At 42.7% G+C, this 17505-nt stretch carries 11 protein-coding genes and 1 tRNA gene; 7 read left to right on the top strand and 5 right to left on the bottom strand.

Annotated elements, in window-relative coordinates:
* Positions 1 to 207 precede the first annotated feature (207 nt).
* Positions 208 to 280 (bottom strand) — tRNA-Gln (locus H148_RS0116540).
* 253 nt (positions 281 to 533) lie between these two features.
* On the opposite strand from H148_RS0116540, the gene H148_RS18165 reads away from it, so the two are divergent.
* The 3 genes from H148_RS18165 to H148_RS0116515 all read left to right on the top strand — a co-directional run bounded on the left by H148_RS18165 (position 534) and on the right by H148_RS0116515 (position 5151).
* A complete protein-coding gene (locus H148_RS18165) occupies positions 534 to 3800 on the top strand; it encodes a glycosyltransferase family 117 protein (protein ID WP_037325536.1) in 3267 nt (1088 codons plus the stop codon).
* Between the two features lie 21 nt (positions 3801 to 3821).
* Complete coding sequence (locus H148_RS0116520) at positions 3822 to 4463, top strand: polysaccharide deacetylase family protein (RefSeq protein ID WP_029035785.1); 642 nt, start codon at positions 3822 to 3824, stop codon at positions 4461 to 4463.
* 67 nt (positions 4464 to 4530) lie between these two features.
* The gene (locus H148_RS0116515; protein ID WP_029035784.1) at positions 4531 to 5151 is read left to right on the top strand and encodes a DUF998 domain-containing protein; all 621 of its coding nucleotides are present in this window, start codon (positions 4531 to 4533) and stop codon (positions 5149 to 5151) included.
* A gap of 546 nt (positions 5152 to 5697) precedes the next feature.
* Here H148_RS0116515 and H148_RS0116510 read toward each other — a convergent pair.
* On the bottom strand, positions 5698 to 5994 hold the full coding sequence (locus tag H148_RS0116510; protein ID WP_029035783.1) for a thioredoxin family protein: 297 nt from the start codon (positions 5992 to 5994) through the stop codon (positions 5698 to 5700).
* A gap of 76 nt (positions 5995 to 6070) precedes the next feature.
* Positions 6071 to 7291, bottom strand: coding sequence for a metallophosphoesterase (locus tag H148_RS0116505; RefSeq protein WP_029035782.1), 1221 nt, complete (start codon positions 7289 to 7291; stop codon positions 6071 to 6073).
* Positions 7292 to 7647: 356 nt separating this feature from the next.
* Here H148_RS0116505 and H148_RS0116500 point away from each other — a divergent pair, with 356 nt between their 5' ends.
* Together H148_RS0116500 and H148_RS0116495 are read left to right on the top strand one after the other, a co-directional pair.
* Entirely contained in the window at positions 7648 to 8520 is an 873-nt protein-coding gene (locus H148_RS0116500) for a glycosylasparaginase (RefSeq protein ID WP_425414093.1), read from the top strand.
* 3 nt (positions 8521 to 8523) lie between these two features.
* Positions 8524 to 9825 (top strand): sugar MFS transporter, encoded by a 1302-nt coding sequence (locus tag H148_RS0116495; RefSeq protein ID WP_029035780.1) that lies wholly within the window; start codon positions 8524 to 8526, stop codon positions 9823 to 9825.
* Positions 9826 to 9858: 33 nt separating this feature from the next.
* Here H148_RS0116495 and cphA read toward each other — a convergent pair whose 3' ends face one another.
* Positions 9859 to 12522: a cyanophycin synthetase gene (gene cphA / locus H148_RS0116490; RefSeq protein WP_029035779.1), complete on the bottom strand. Its 2664-nt coding sequence runs from the start codon at positions 12520 to 12522 to the stop codon at positions 9859 to 9861.
* A 114-nt stretch (positions 12523 to 12636) separates the two neighbouring features.
* On the opposite strand from cphA, the gene H148_RS0116485 reads away from it, so the two are divergent.
* Complete coding sequence (locus tag H148_RS0116485) at positions 12637 to 13500, top strand: cyanophycinase (protein WP_029035778.1); 864 nt, start codon at positions 12637 to 12639, stop codon at positions 13498 to 13500.
* On the opposite strand, the gene H148_RS0116480 is transcribed toward H148_RS0116485, so the two are convergent.
* On the bottom strand, positions 13501 to 14439 hold the full coding sequence (locus tag H148_RS0116480) for an isoaspartyl peptidase/L-asparaginase family protein (RefSeq protein ID WP_029035777.1): 939 nt from the start codon (positions 14437 to 14439) through the stop codon (positions 13501 to 13503).
* Between the two features lie 132 nt (positions 14440 to 14571).
* On the opposite strand from H148_RS0116480, the gene polA reads away from it, so the two are divergent.
* The gene (gene polA / locus H148_RS0116475; protein ID WP_029035776.1) at positions 14572 to 17397 is read left to right on the top strand and encodes a DNA polymerase I; all 2826 of its coding nucleotides are present in this window, start codon (positions 14572 to 14574) and stop codon (positions 17395 to 17397) included.
* Positions 17398 to 17505: the final 108 nt, after the last annotated feature.

Genomic DNA, 17505 nt, shown 5'->3' with positions numbered 1-17505 from the left:
TAAGATGCTGAAATAAATTCAGCATGACGAACTGGAAAAAGTTCCGAAAAACAAAAACCCCAAACTTTCGTTCGGGGTTTTCTCATTTCAGTTGGCCTACTAGGGCTTCCCTCGTCACGCCTCCTTCGTCGGCTGCTCGGGACAGGCTTCTCGCCCTAACTTTATTTCATAAAAAAACCCAAACTAAAAAGTTTGGGTTTTATACAGTTGGCCTACTAGGGCTCGAACCTAGACTCTTCTGGACCAAAACCAGACGTGTTGCCAGTTACACCATAGGCCATTGCTGTAATGCGGATGCAAATTTAAGACAAACTTTGTCTTGTACAAATATTTTTTCAAATTCTTTTTCTCGACCATTAATTTCCTCACTTCTCAAAAATGGCATTTTTGAAACTTCTTATATAAAATGGGAAAACAGAGACCTGAATCCTATGCAAAAAGGCTCTACTTCAAAATATTTGATTCAGAAAATCGTTGTCCCTACAGTATCTTAATTATTCTTAAATTCGCCACTGTTTACAAACTCATTAAGTATGACTGATTTTAACTTTACCAGGTGGAACAAAATTCTGGGCTGGTTGGTTTTCCTTATAGCACTCACAACATTCTGGCTTACTGTTGAACCCACGCTTAGCTTTTGGGATGCCGGGGAGTACATCGCCACTTCCTCAAATCTTGAAGTGGGTCACCCTCCCGGGGCACCGCTTTATCAAATGATGGGTGCTTTTTTCTCCATTTTTGCCAGTGAACCTTCGCAGGTCGCTTTGATGGTAAATCTAATGTCGGTCTTTGCCAGCGCCTTTACCATTCTCTTCATGTTCTGGTCTATTGTTTTACTATTACTGAAGATAAGCGGACCTGTAAAGAAGATTTCGGGAGCTAAAAAAGCTGCTGTACTTGGAAGTGCCGCAGTAGGTTCTCTTGCTTTTACTTTTACTGATAGCTTCTGGTTCAATGCCGGGGAAGCCGAAGTTTATGCCATGGCCACCTTGCTTATGGCTCTACTTTTTTACCTGGGGCTTCTTTGGGAACGGGATATGTTTGCTCCCCGCGGAAACCGGTGGGTAATTCTTATCTCCTTTATCGTGGGGCTTTCTTTTGGAGTTCACTTTATGGGGCTTCTTACCATTCCCGCCATAGGTTTCCTTTACTACTTCAAGAACTTTTCAAAGATCACGGTCAGGAATTTTATTGTTGCCAATATAGTGGTGGTAGCAGTACTTATGTTCATTTTTAAATTGCTGCTCCCTTATTCCCTGAAACTTTTTTCGGCCACCGAAATTTTCTTTGTGAATACATTGGGACTTCCGTTCAATTCGGGAACAATTTTTACGGCTATTGCCCTTATCGCTGTTTTTTACTTCGGAATAAAATACACCAGGCGCAAGCATTACTTTCAGCTTAATACATTGCTATTGTGCATCCTGTTCATCTTTATTGGTTTCTCTTCCTGGCTGATGCTTCCTATAAGAGCAAACGCTAATACAGTGATCAACGAAAATAACCCAAACAATGCACGCGAGCTATTGGCTTATTACAACCGGGAACAATATCCTGAAACGCATTTATTCTACGGCCCACAGTTTACCGAGATCTATAGCGGGCTGGACGAAAACAATCCGTACATTGACGACAAGCCGAAATACGAGAAAGACGAAGCTGCCGGCGAATATATCATCGTTAATGATTATAAAAACGCAAAACAAAATACAGATGATGATCATAAGGCTGTATTACCGCGTATGTGGAGTACAGAACATGCCGCAAATTATATGGAGTTCACAGGGCCTCTTGATTTTACCATTAAGCCCGAATATCAACAAGAGGAGCAGCTTATTGCCGCTGTATACGAATTTCAACGGAATATTAATCTGGGGAATGTTGATTACGAACAGTATCACACTTTTTTAAGCCGCTTTAGGGAATATCTGGATGTTGAAAAACCTTCTTTTGGATCCAACCTGAATTATCTTTTTGAGTACCAGATGGGGTATATGTACTGGCGCTATTTTATGTGGAATTTCGCAGGCAGACAAAACGATGTGCAGGGAAAATATACAGATCAGGACGGGAACTGGTTAAGCGGAATCGACTTTATAGATGAAGCACGCCTGGGGAACCAGGACCAGTTAACAACAGACGCCTTGACAAATCCTGCCAGGAATACGTATTATTTCCTTCCGCTTCTATTGGGATTGTTGGGATTGGTTTTTCAGTACAGCAAAGACAAAAAAAGTTTTTGGGTACTGCTGGTGTTCTTCCTTTTTACCGGAATCGCACTGAAGCTATATCTTAACGAACGTCCTTTTGAGCCAAGGGAAAGAGATTATGCGCTTGTTGGGTCTTTTTATGTATTCGCTATGTGGATAGGCTTTGGAGCATATGCACTCTTTGACCTCCTCAAAGGATATATTAAACCAAAGATGGCAGTGCCTGTTGCTCTGGCAGTTTCCCTCCTGGCAGTGCCAGCAGTGCTGGCCAGTGAAAACTGGGATGACCACGACAGGTCCAACCGATACTCTGCCCTGGCAATGGCAAAAATGTACCTGGACAGTGTGGATGAAAATGCCATTTTATTTACCATTGGAGATAACGATACCTTTGCCTTATGGTACGCCCAGCAGATAGAAAAATATCGTACAGATGTGCGGATCGTTAATACCAGTCTCTTTGCGACCGACTGGTATATTGATCAGATGAAACACAAGGCATGGGAAAGTGACCCAATCCCCGGGCAGCTTCAACACGAACAATACAGGTATGGTACAAGGGATGCCGTTTGGTACCAGCCTATTACGCAGGACACGATGGATATTGGGACCTGGATGAACTGGATCGCCAGTGATGACCCCCGCACCAATGCCGAATTGATGAGTGGTCAAAGTGTAAGCACATTCCCTTCTAAGCATATCCGGGTCCCCGTGGACAAAGAAAATGTGCTGGAGAACGGGACTGTAGAACCACAAAATGCAGATGAAATTGTAGATGAGATCATCATTGAACTCACCGGAGATATTCTTTACAAAAACAGGTTGCTAATGCTGGATATTATTGCGGGTAATGACTGGCAAAGGCCTATTTACTTTACCGGCGGAAGTTTTGGGGATGACGATTACCTGTGGATGAAAGATTACCTGCAGCTGGAAGGTGTCACTTACAGACTGGTACCAATAAGAACGCCTGTCAATCCAAACAACCCCTTCGATATGGGCCGACTTGATTCTGATAAGATGTTTGATATTGTGATGAACTGGGACTGGTATTCCTCTGGTGAACCAGATATTTATTACGATCCCGAAACCCGAAAGAATGCTATTACTTATCGAAGCAATCTTGCCCGCTTGTCTGAAGCGCTAATCAATGAAGGCAAAATGCAACGTGCAGAGGAGATCCTGGATCTGGCAATGGAAAAAATGCCTGTTGAATATTTTGAATTTTACACCCTACTTGAACCTTTTATACAAGGATATTATGAAGTAGGTCAAAAGGAAAAGGCCCGTGAACTGTGGCAAAAAGTAGCACAAAAATACCAGGAGAACCTTACTTATTACAGCTCTCTTGACCTTGACAGACAGTTTTCCCGCGGTAATGAAATAGTCACCGATATTGAGCGGTACAGGAGCCTGGTGGACCTGTTGATCATAAATGATTCTGAAGAACTGGCACGGGAAGAGGCAGATAAGTTCAACAAGTACCTTATGCTCTTCCAGCACTTCTACGGAAGCCCTGAACAGGCGCCTGAAGAATTGCCGGCCGATGGAACAGACATGGTCCCGGCCGAGATTAGAGATTCTCTTTAAAAAAACAGTGTAAGTGGAGTGATGAGGGAGCGCATACCGGCAATTATAAAATGGATCTACCCAAGAAGGATCTGGGATGGTCCTGCTGGTGAAAAGGTCCTTTATCTCACCTTTGATGACGGCCCGGTACCTCAGGTTACTCCCTGGGTTTTGGAACAGCTCGGAAAGTACAATGCAAAAGCCACTTTTTTCTGTATTGGGGAAAATGTAGAAAGATATCCTGAGATTTTCCGACAGGTTATTAAAGAAGGTCATGTGGTGGGAAATCACACCTACAGTCACCTCAATGGCTGGAAAACTTCGGTAGAAGAATACATTCAGAATAGCCTACAGGCCCGGGAAACCATGGAAAATGAACTTCCGCAGGGAACAGAATTTAAAAATCCCCTTTTTCGTCCCCCATACGGAAGGATAAAAAATGTGCAGGCAAAAAGACTTCAGCAGGAAGGTTTCAGAATTGTAATGTGGAGCATTGTGAGCAGGGATTATGACCGCACACTTTCTCCTGAAAAGTGCCTCCAAAATGTGCTGAATAATGTTCGTCCGGGCAGTATTATAGTTTTCCATGATAGTTTTAAGGCTGAAAAAAATATGAAGAAGATATTGCCCGAAGTTTTAAAGCATTATAAAAATTCCGGCTTCTGTTTTAAAGGGTTGAAATGAATTCCTTCTTAAATAGAATGTACATTAGATACGAATACAATACTTTTTAACCATATAAAACAAAAAATTGCAAAAATCTTTAATTTATAAAATCTGCGGAAGCCTGGGAATTATTGGTTGTATCGCGGTAATAGCGGGCGATGTTATAGGGATAATCCTTCACGAAAAACATGATCCAATAAGTGACACCATTAGTATGTTGGCAATTGGCAAATATGGCTGGATACAGGATTGGGGCTTGAATATTCTGGCATTTGGATATATGGCTCTTGCCGTAGGACTTTTTACCTGGAAACGTAGTGGCAAAAAGTGGCTCATTAGCCTTTTTATTTTATTATTAATAGGCATAGACCTTATCCTGATCGCCGAACACAATCAATATGCCGGTAGACCGGGCTACACCATCCACCGGAAACTCGTGTATGCATTGGCAGGTTTATTCCTGATGCTAACATTCTTAATAAGTTTTGATCTTAAGTCTGTAAAGGGTTATTTGAAAAAACTTTCGCTCTGGATTGCTTCTTTATGGCTCATTCTGGCGCCACTACTACCATTCATTCCTGATTCCTGGGATGGTGCCTATGAGCGGTTTGTCTGTACTTTATTAGTAATTTGGCCAGCTGTTGTATCGTATTATCTGTTTAAAATTCCAGGTTCAGAAACAAAAAGCAGTTTCAATAATACTTAAACCAAAAAAATACCATACCATACTGCACATCATGACTTCACTTAGAAATCGCACTGTGGCAAATAAAGCTCTTTAGATTTATACCTCTTAAAAAACTACACCTGAAAACTAATCAATACATCACCCGCCACTACCTCAAACCGGAGACAATGCCTCAGTATCATATGAACACAATTGACCTATTACTATCTGGAATCCCGATTTCTTAAAACTACCTGCTGTTCACATGTGACCCGGGAGCTTTACGCACGAGCCAGTATCATTTGCAAACTATCGTGATTTTCACCTATATGGAATTTACAATCCCTTGCTAAGTATATAATACTCAATTTGGGAAGTATGTTCAAGTCTTTGCTGGTGTTGTTTTGATCGTACTTTGTACAATTAATTATCCGGGTTTCCGGCTCAATTCAATTATCGGCTATTGGATTGAATCACATCATCCCTAAGGCAGGAGTTTTATAGAATTCAGGTTGGTGTAGCTGAGAATAAATGCCATCATTTTTACTCTCAAAGCCCAAAGCTTTACTACCAGGAAAAATTTTTTTAAATGTATTCTTTAATAAGACCTATAAGGGTATTGGCATCCTGTTCGCCACTTTGCCGCCATTTCATTTCCCCTTCCTTGTAGATCATTAGGGTGGGCAAGCCTTTTACCCGCAGGGCTTCAGCAAGTTCAGAATTTTTATCGACATCTATTTTGATGATCCTGGCTTTGTCACCCAATGCAGCGGCCACATCTTTTAAAACCGGATGCATGGCTGTGGAAGCCTCATGCCAGTCGGTATAGAATTCCAGAAGGACCGGCACCTGCAGGTCAATCAATTCCCCAAATTTTGACATATACCTGAAAATTAATTCACAGCCACAAGGAGTCAAATCTCCTGCAGCCTTAATCAAATATAATCAAAAGTTTGATTTATACGGGTTTGGGTCCTTTCCGTAGTTCAATGACAGATACTTCGGGCCATATCCCAACCCTGCCGGGATAAGCCAGGAATCCGAAGCCACGGTTTACATTAAGATAACGACCCGCTTCTTCATATATTCCCGCCCAGTGCTCATATCGGTATTGGACGGGACTCCATTTAAACCAGCCGGGAATCTCGATCCCAAATTGCATTCCGTGGGTATGTCCGCTCAAGGTGATGTGAAATTTCTTTTGATCTTTCTTTACTTTTTCCACCCAGTGGGATGGATCATGGGACAGCAGTATCTTAAATTCATCTGCTGAAAGGCCAGAAGCTGCCTTATTAAGATCTCCAACCTGCTTAAAGCCTGCACCCCAGTTCTCCACTCCTACAATGGCAATGGAATCTTCACCCCGGCTCACTTTTTTATGTTCATCCAGTAATAAGTTCCATCCCATTTCCCGGTGCACATTTTTAAGAGCCTCCAAATTTGCCCTTTTTGCCTCTGCAGACTCCCAGTTCACATAGTCACCATAGTCATGATTTCCAAACACAGAGAAAACTCCGTCTTGCGCTGAAAGAGAACCGAAAGTTTTCTTCCAGTTATCCATTTCAGAAGCCGTATTGTTCACCAGGTCTCCTGTAAATAATATGGCATCACTTTTTTGCTCATTTATAAGGTCAATTCCATACTGGATCTTTTCAGGATTGTCGAAACTTCCGGCGTGAACGTCACTTATCTGAGTAATTCTGTAACCATCAAAGGCATCGGGCAGGTCATCAAAATGCAGAACATAATTCAAAACCCGGTAATTATATCTCCCCTGGTACATTCCGTAAAGTAAAGAAGCAAATGGAATGGCCGCAATACTCAAGGCCAACTGACTCACAAATTTACGCCGGGAAGGCAATGAATATTCCTGATTTGTATGGGCTACTTTCTGAAATCCGCTCACTACCAGCCTCACCATGTCCTCTCCAAATAACATTACAAAAAGAATGATCTTAGGCACAAAAAAAGCGAGAAAAAACCCAATGGCATAACCCCGGGCGCCGGTAAGACCCTGCTTCTCGGGCACATTGAACTGATACAATAAATATCCCAAAATCCCCAGAGAAAGAGCGAGATAAATAAAATAGATCCAGGAATGACGGGTAACAGTTTTAAAAGCCTGATAGGCGTAAATATCTAAAACAATATATATGACGATAAAAATGATCCAGCGCATGTAAAAATTTTAAGCTGCAAAGGTACTGCTAAAGCCTTGCCAAAAATTCATCTTACCAAATGTTTATGTTATAGCAGTATAGAGGTTGAATTTTGAAAATACCGGGCGAAGAATTACTATATTTAAATGAGCGAATCACCTAATTAAATAGAAGGAGCCCGATTAATATCAGCCTTTAGCACATAGAACTTTATTGAGCCCCTGCTTTTCTATTCTCTTTTCATAAATTTACGCTCCAACTCCTTAACCGGATTTTATTTGACGTGAAAAGACGCCACTTCATAAGAAATACCTCACTTAGCGGAGTAGGAGTTGCAACAGCTTCTCCTTTTATTGATTTTCTAAACCTTTCAAAAATGACAAATTTTAAACCGGTTTGTATTGCAACCTGGAGATTTCCTAATGCCAGCCTTAAAGCCGGTGAAATGCTTGCTGAAGGAGCATCTGCACTCGATGCTGTGGAGCAGGGGGTGATGGTCGAAGAAGCAGACATTAGAAACACAACAGTAGGCCGCGGCGGTGCACCCGACAGAGAAGGAAATGTGACGCTGGACGCTTGTATTATGGCTCCTTCAGGTAATGCAGGAGCGGTAGTCTATCTAAAGAACAATACCCACGCGGTTTCTGTCGCCAGAAAGGTTATGGAAGAAACTCCGCACGTGATTTTGGCCGGGGAAGGTGCTAATCAATTTGCCCGGCAGCATGGATTTGAAAAGGAAGATCTTCTTACTAAAGCTTCTGAAGAGGCTTATAAGGAATGGCTAAAAAAGAAGGAATACAAGCCAATTATAAATATTGAGAACCATGACACTATAGGTATGCTTTGCATCGATCAAAAAGGTGATATTGCAGGCGCGTGTACCAGTTCGGGCCTCTCTTACAAAATGAACGTGCGCGTAGGAGATTCACCTATTATTGGTTCCGGGCTCTATCTCGACAATGAAGTTGGAGGTGCAGTGGCTACGGGCATGGGAGAAGCCATTCTGAAAAGTGTGGGTTCTTTTCTCATCGTGGAGCTAATGCGACAGGGTAAATCTCCGCAGGAAGCCTGCGAGACTGCTATTATGAGAATCATCAAACAAAATCCCAATTTCAAAGATTTCCAGGCCGCTTTCATTGCCATCAATAAAAACGGTGAAATAGGCTCTTATTGCATCCAGGAAGGCTTTTCATATATGGAATACCGTGCAGGAGAAAATAAAAATATTCCGAGTAAATTTTACATTTAAATAATGGAACAGAAAAAATCCTATCGCACTGCGTTTATATTTCTAACTATTCTCTTCTTCCTTTGGGGTTTTATTACTGTTTTGGTGGATTCCCTTATCCCTAGATTACGAGAGGTTTTTACCCTCTCGTATTTTCAGGCAGGGATGGTACAATTTGCCTTTTTTGGAGCCTATTTCCTGTTGTCCATTCCGGCGGGATGGCTGCTCTCCAAGATTGGATACAAAAAAGGAATAGTCCTGGGGCTGTTCACTATGGCCGCAGGTTGCCTTTTGTTCTGGCCGGCGGCATCTTACAGGGTTTTTGGGATTTTCATGCTTGGATATTTTATCCTGGCGGGCGGAATCACGATCCTGCAGGTAGCTGCAAACCCTTATGTTACTATTCTCGGACCCGCAAAAACTGCTTCCAGCCGACTAAACTTGTCTCAGGCTTTTAATTCTCTCGGGACTGCGATCGCACCGGCACTTGGCGCCTTGTTTATCCTTAGCGATAAGGTTATGACAAAAGATGAGATCGCATTTATGACCGAGGCGGAACAAATAAAATATTACGCTTCAGAAGCTGCAGCTGTACAAACACCTTTCCTCGGTATAGCTGTATTTATAATTTTAATAGCCATTGTCTTTCTTTTCGTCAATCTGCCAAAAGTTACCGACACCGAAGCTTCAAATGATTATAGTGTAGTACTCAAAAACCGCAACCTCATAATGGGAGCCTTTGGATTATTTTTTTACGTAGGTGCCGAAGTGGCTATTGGCTCCTATATGGTTAACTACTTTTTGACCCTTAACCTGCCAGATGTTATTAGGGAAACGCCTTTTATGCGAAACCTGGCCGAATGGATCCTTTCATCTGGTGTGACTACTTCTACAGATATGGCTGTAGTAGGAGTTTTTGTCACCTTTTACTGGACGGGGGCGATGATTGGCCGTTTTATTGGTTCTTACCTTACCAAAATAATGAACCCGGCAGTAGTTCTAAGCGTCTTTGCCGCCTGCGCCATTGGTCTAGTCTTAATTTCTAATCTTACAGTAGGACTCGTCGCAATGTGGTCTTTAATAGCCGTAGGTTTATTCAATTCTATTATGTTCCCTACCATTTTTAGTCTGGCGCTCGAAGGTCTCGGCGATAATAAGCCACAAGGCTCTGGAGTATTGTGTACCATGATCGTGGGAGGAGCTATTATTCCCCCGGCCTTTGGATACCTCACAGATTCCTTCGGATTTAATCTTGCACTCATCCTCGTGATGTTGTGCTATGGTTATATTTTCTTCTATGGGTTTAAGCACAAGAAACTGAAGTAAACCTGCAGTGAACCATTAAAATGACAAACAAAATCAATTCTTAACAGGCTCTTTTACTACTTTTTTCCCGTTTAATCCCGAAATCTCTAAAGAGCCCTGCTGCTGCATTTCCTGCACCAGCTCTGTCACTTCTATTACCATCTCTGTACAGATCACAATCAGGGAATCTTTTTGAGCATTTCTTATCGCGTGAGTAACGGCTTCTTTTTCTTCTAAAATAACGGTTACCTTCATATCGGGATCGTGAGCTGAAATTCCTTTTTTCAGAAAACCGATGATCTCTTCGGGTGTCCCACCTCGTAGATGTTGATCCTGTCTTACGATGATCTCATCAAACATTTCTGCAGAAATCTTTCCAATTTGAAAAGTGTCTTCTTCCTTACGATCTCCAACACCTGTAATGATCCCCACCTTTACTGAAGCATCTATTTTATCGGTGAATTTTTTTACTGCTTCCATTCCTGCGGGATTGTGAGCGTAATCCAGCAACAACTGGAAATCTTTAAACTGAAAAAGATTCATTCTTCCGGGAGTCTGGGAAGGAGAAGGCTGAAAAGTCTCCAAAGCTACTTTGATCTCATCTATATCAATGCCTTTAATATAAGCCGTGAGAACCGCGGGCAAGACATTCTGGATCATGAACTCTGCCTTACCTCCAAAGGTAAGGGGAACATTGGTGGCCTTAATTATCCTGAGTTTCCATGTTCCTTTGCAAATAGTAATATATCCGCTTTCATAAACAGCTGTCAAACCTCCTTCCTCCTGAATTCTTTTGATCCGCGGATTTTCTTCATCCATAGAAAATAAAGCAACCCTGGAAACAACATTCTTCCGCATTTCATAAACAAGATCGTCGTCTGCATTTAATATCGAGTAACCGTCGGGCAGAACGGTTTCAGGAATGACCGATTTTACCCTTGCCAGTTGCTCAACAGTGTGAATTCCGTTTAGCCCCAGGTGATCTTCAGATACATTGGTCACAATTCCCACGTCGCAATTTTTAAACCCGAGACCTGCACGGAGTAATCCTCCCCTTGCACACTCCAGCACAGCAAAATTTACAGTGGGATCCTTTAAGACGAATTCGGTACTGAGAGGACCGGTACAATCCCCTTTCATCAAAAGCCTGTTCTGAATGTAGACTCCGTCACTGGTGGTATAGCCTACTTTATAACCTTGCTGTTTTGCTATATGCGCGATCAAACGAGTAGTTGTTGTCTTCCCGTTTGTACCCGTCACAGCTACGATTGGAATAGTTCCCGTAGATCCATGAGGGAAAAGTTTATCTATAACCGGAGCAGCAACGTTTCGCGGTAAACCGGTAGTGGGAGAAAGGTGCATTCGGAATCCCGGGCCGGCGTTCACTTCCAGTACTGCTCCCCCGGTTTCGGAAAGAGGTTTACTAATATCTGTGGTCATAACATCTATTCCGCATATATCAAGCCCTATGATCCTGGAAATTCTTTCGGCCATGAAAACATTGGCAGGATGCACCCTGTCTGTAACATCTTCAGCGGTGCCTCCGGTACTGAGATTAGCAGTGTCTTTAAGTATAATTTTTTGGCCTTTTTCAGGGATTCTGTCGAGAGTATAACCTTCTGCAGCAAGAATTCGCTTAGTAAGTTCATTGACTTCAATTTGAGTAAGCGTTTTCTCATGACCATAGCCCCTTCTCGGGTCCTTGTTCACTTCCTCGATTAGTTCCTGAATATTTTTTACACCGTCTCCCACCACGTGCGCCGGACTCCGTTTTGCAGCAGCTACCAATTTATGGTCTATCACAAGTAACCTGTAATCTTCCCCTACTATTTGTCTTTCCACTATTACCCTTCGGGAAATAGCACGGGCAGAATTAAAGGCTACCAGAGCCTCTTTAGGGGAATTTATATCTATGGTAATTCCCCTGCCGTGATTTCCATCAACAGGTTTTATTACAAGAGGAAAGCCTAATTTTTCAACAACTTCTTTTAATCTTTTTTCGCTTCTTACAATCCTTCCCCGCGGAATTGGAATCTCGGCCTGTTCCAAAAGATCCTTGGTATCTTCTTTGTCGCAGGCTATATCAACAGCTATATTACTGGTTTCCCCGGTCACTGTTGCCTGGATGCGCTTTTGATTTGCACCGTAACCTAACTGGCAGAGAGAATATCGGTTAAGTCTTATCCAGGGAATCCCCCTGGATTCTGCCTCCTTGATTATAGAGCCGGTACTGGGTCCCAGCCGCACTTCTTCCCGCAACTCCCGCATTTCCTGTATATCTTCAGAAAGATTATATTCCTTCCCCTCTATGAGAGCCTCACATATCCTGACTGCAGCTTTGGCTGCATATCTTCCCACAGCTTCTTCCATATAGGAAAAGACTACATTATAAACCCCTTTTTCACCATAGCCCCTGGTTCTTCCAAAACCAACATCCATGCCTGCAAGCGTTTGTATTTCAAGAGCTACATGCTCAATAATATGTCCCATCCAGGTACCCTCGTCCACTCTTTCAAAAAATCCTCCCGGAGTACCAACAGAACAGGTATGTTCGTAGAGGCCGGGTAATACTTTTTCAAGTTTTTCCCTAAATCCTTCGATCTTATTGGATGGCATTTCCTCCAGCTCCTCAAGATTTAAAACCATTACAATTAATTTGTGCCGACTGATGGACCAATAATTCGGACCCCGCATTGCGTTAATTTTTCTTATTTTCATGTGCTACTTTTTCTTTTTCTGCTTTTTTTCCTTATCCTTCCAAACTGAGTAGGTTCTTAATTTAAGAATCGAAATTATAACTGGTTAATTTTCAAATCATTTTAATTTTTATTTATGATTAAAGGCACCCTCATCCCTATAGGAGGAAATGAAGATAAAGGCTATCACAAGCATAAAAGGTTCAGGTTTGAATATATAAGCCAGGGGATCTTGGCAAGAGTCCTCACAGAAAGTGGAGGAAAGAATGCAAACATCCTCGTAATTACGACCGCCTCGGGAATTCCGGAAGAGGTAGGAGATATGTACATTAAAGCTTTTCAAAAACTGGGCTGCAATTGCGTAGAACCTCTGCATATAGGATCAAAAGCCGAAGCAGATTATGAAAAAAATCTTGAGAAGGCCCGAACGGCAGACTGCGTTCTGTTTTCCGGTGGAAATCAATCAAAAATTACAACTCACATTAAGAATACAGAATTCCACAAGATCCTTCTCGATCGATATCGCAATGAAAAATTTGTAGTTGCCGGAACAAGTGCCGGAGCTATGTGCATGTCTGCTGAAATGATCTCCGGTGGAAGCAGTAAGGAATCTTTCATCAAAGCCTCTACTAAAATGCGGAAAGGTATGTCATTGCTACCAGGGATCATTTTCGATACCCATTTTATTCAGCGGGGACGTTTTGGACGATTATCTGAAGCTGTGGCAAGATTCCCAAACCTGGTGGGAATAGGTTTGGCAGAAGATACCGGGATGATAATCAGGAACGGCAACGAATGTGAAACTATTGGTTCGGGAATGGTAATTATTTTTGACCCGGGGGAACTTACTCACAATAACTATAAAAACCTGAAGGAGGGAACCCCTCTCACAATGAGAAAATTGGTAACCCACATCCTTTCCCATGGAGATCGATATAATATTGCAGACCGGCAGGTAGAGGTGCTGGTGGGGACAGAAAATTCGCCCCGGTACATGTAATTATTTGTAAATTGCTATTTCCCGAAGGCCACCCGAGGTTTTAAAAGCCCGGTACATTCCTTCAGTATTGAACGGTAATGCTAAATTTCCTGTGGCATCAACGGCAATAAGTCCGCCGTCACCACCTATTTTAAGCAGTCTGCCGTGAACCGCCTCGTTTGCAGCTGCTTCCAAAGACAAACCTTTATATTCCATTAAAGCAGAAACATCGTAAGCAACCACTCCCCTAATAAAGTATTCCCCGCTGCCGGTACAGGAAACAGCGCAGGTTTTATTGTTTGCATAATTTCCAGCTCCAATCATAGGGCTATCTCCTACTCTCCCAAATTTTTTGTTGGTCATTCCACCGGTAGAGGTAGCAGCGGCTAAATTCCCTTCTTTGTCACAAGCTACAGCACCCACTGTTCCAAATTTGGAATCTTTTGCGTTACTATGATCCAACTGAAATTTATCTGAATCCTTAATTTCCAGCCATTGCCGGTGGCGAAATTTTTCATAAAAATAATTCTCCTCCTCAAGAGTATAATTCAGGCTTTTTGCAAATTTCAGAGCGCCTTCCCCGGCTAAAAATACATGACCGCTTTTTTCCATAACATCCCGGGCAAGGGAGATTGGGTTTTTAATTCCTGTAATTAAACTCACAGCCCCGGCCTGACGATCCTTTCCTTCCATTATAGCAGCATCCATTTCGTGGGTCCCGTCTGCTGTAAATACACTACCCTTACCGGCATTGAACAGTGGAGAATCTTCAAGCACCTTCACCGCCGCTTCTACTGCGTCTATTGCAGGTGCTCCATTTTCCAGTAAATCATATCCCTTTTCAAGCGCCTGCTCTAAACTATTGCGATAATCCTTTTCCTTTTCAACAGTCATTTGTCCCTGTAGAAGAGTCCCTGCACCTCCATGTATGGCTATTGAATATTTCTGTTCGTTTGTCATTTCTTTTTTGAATTTCTCATTTTGGATCGTCCTGAGCCGACATAGACCCATACTTCTTCCCTTAAAATAAGAAATTGAATTTTAATGACAGCCTTTAGTTTCGTAGTTTTATGAACTTAAAAAATTCCGCTAATGGCCGACCAAAAACGTTTATTCCTTCTTGATGCTTATGCCCTTATTTTTAGGGGATATTATGCTTTTATAAACAATCCAATTGTAAATTCCAAGGGTCTGGATACTTCGGCCATTATGGGCTTCATGAATTCCATGTTTGACGTAATAAGAAGGGAACGCCCCGATCATCTCGCGGTTTGTTTTGATAAAGAAGGAAGCGTGGCGCGCACCGAAATGTTTGAGGCATATAAAGCAAACAGGGATGCAACCCCCGAACCGATATTACAAGCCATACCCTATATACAGGAAATTCTCAAGGCAATGCACATTCCGGTGGTCGTGCTGCCCGGTTGTGAAGCCGATGATATTATAGGAACGCTGGCAAAACAGGCCGAAAAAGAAGGCTATAAAGTCTTCATGGTTACCCCCGATAAGGATTTTGCACAGCTGGTTTCTGAAAATATTTTTATGTACCGCCCCGCCCGGATGGGCAATGGGATCGAGATTTGGGGAATTCCTGAAGTTCAGAAGAAATTCGCAGTAGAACGTCCCGAGCAGGTGATCGATTTCCTTGGAATGATGGGCGATGCCGTTGATAATATTCCGGGACTACCCGGAGTGGGAGAAAAGACCGCTAAAAAATTTCTGAAGGAATTTGGTAGCATGGAAGCGTTGCTGGCCAACACCGATAAATTAAAAGGTAAGATGCGGGAAAAGGTAGAGGCACATGCCGAGCAGGGTATGATCTCCAAACAACTCGCCGCCATCATGACCGACTGCGATGTAAAGTTTCATGCTGAAGATTACGAGCTTTCCATGCCCGATGCAGAGAAGGTGCAGGAGATCTTTGAGGAGCTGGAGTTCCGGCGCCTAAAAGAGCAATTTTTAAAGTTATTTTCAGGAGAGGAAACAGCCCGACCCACTCAAGTGACGAGTACAGATACCGGAAAGGCTCAGGCTCAACCGGCAGGAGCAGGTCAGTTTTCCCTTTTTGGGACCGAAGCAGCCGAGAGTGTGGAAAATTTTTCAGGCAGAAGAACTATAAAAGATATGCCGCACGTCTACCAGAATGTTGCGACAGGTATGGCAATGCAACTCTTCCTTCAGAATTTAATGAAGCAGAAGTGCGTGTGCTTTGAATTCACAACGACCGATCTTGATCCATTTACTGCGGAGATCATTGGAGTGGCTTTTTCCTGGGAAACGGGTAAAGGTTTTTACCTCCCTGTGCCCCAAAATCGCACAGCAGCACAGGAGGTGATGGAAAAAATGCGTCCTTTCTTTGAAGCTGAAAATATTGAAAAGGTAGGCCAAAACCTGAAGTATGACATTAAGGTATTGGCGAAATATGACATTAAGTTCAAAGGTCCCCTTTTTGACACCATGATCGCACATTACCTTATTAATCCCGATATGCGCCACAGCCTGGATGTGCTTTCGGAAACATACCTTAACTACACTCCGGTTTTTGTAGAAGAATTGCTGGGGAAAGGAAAGAATCAAAAATCTATGCGTGACATTTCCCTGGAACAGCAAACGGAATTCAGCGTGGAGGACGCCGATGTTATCCTGCAGCTAAAACAGCATTTCACTCCGGAGCTTAAGGAAGCCAACACAGAAAAACTTTTTAATGAGATTGAGATTCCGCTGGTGAAGGTGCTGGCCGATATGGAGCTGGAAGGAATTAAGTTGGATAAAGATTTCCTTGCAGGTCTTTCAGAAGAAATGGAAAAAGACATCGCACTGCTTGAAAAGGATATCTATGAAACCGCCGGCGAAGAATTTAATATAGGTTCTCCAAAACAACTTGGAATTATCCTTTTTGAAAAGCTGAACCTGGTAGAGAAACCGAAAAAGACCAAGTCGGGACAATATTCTACAGGGGAAGAAATCCTTTCTGCCCTTGCCCCCGAACACAAGATCGTACAACAGGTATTGGATTACCGCGGACTGGTAAAGCTGAAGAATACATATATTGATGCTTTACCTCTACAGGTGGATGAAAAAACCGGAAGGGTTCATACAGATTATGTGCAGACCGTCGCGGCTACGGGAAGATTGAGTTCAACCAATCCAAACCTCCAGAATATTCCCATCCGGACTGAAAGGGGAAGACAGGTAAGGCAGGCTTTTGTGCCAAGAGATGCAGAACACATCTTGTTAGCTGCCGATTATTCTCAAATCGAGCTTCGCATAATCGCCTCCCTGAGCAAGGAAGACAATATGATTTCAGCCTTTCAGCAAAATCAGGACATCCACGCCTCCACAGCCGCCAAAGTATTTAATGTGCCTATGGAGGAAGTCAACCGGGAGCAGCGTAGCGTTGCCAAAACTGTGAACTTTGGAATAGTCTACGGAGTTTCGGCTTTTGGACTCAGTAATCAAACAAATCTCTCGAGAGGTGAAGCCAAAGATCTTATAGATACCTATTATAAAACTTACCCAAAGCTTCGGAACTTTATTGGTGAACAGGTAGATTTTGCACGTGAAAACGGGTACGTTCAAACGGTACTCGGCAGAAGAAGATATCTAAGGGATATTAATTCACGGAATCAAATGGTACGCGGTGCTGCCGAGAGAAATGCCGTCAATGCTCCCATTCAGGGAAGTGCAGCTGACATTATAAAGCTGGCCATGATCAACATTCACAAGAAACTGGAGGAAAGGAATTACAGAACCAAAATGCTGCTCCAGGTACATGATGAATTAGTATTCGATGTTTACCGCCCCGAGCTAGAGGATATCCAAAAGATGGTAAAGCATGAAATGGAAAATGCCTTTGTCATGGACGTTCCCCTGGAAGTGGAACTCGGCCTGGGAGAGAATTGGCTGGAAGCTCATTAAAAAACCACTTTGCCAAAAGAATCAAGAACCAGGAGCCAAGACTTTTTTAATCTATAAAAAATCCCCCGAATTTCTTTGGGGGATTCATTTGAAAAGGGGGCAAAAAAA

The organism is Salinimicrobium terrae DSM 17865, from assembly GCF_000424665.1.
Taxonomy (GTDB): Bacteria; Bacteroidota; Bacteroidia; order Flavobacteriales; family Flavobacteriaceae; genus Salinimicrobium; species Salinimicrobium terrae.
This window is presented reverse-complemented; position numbering and strand designations above follow the sequence as displayed.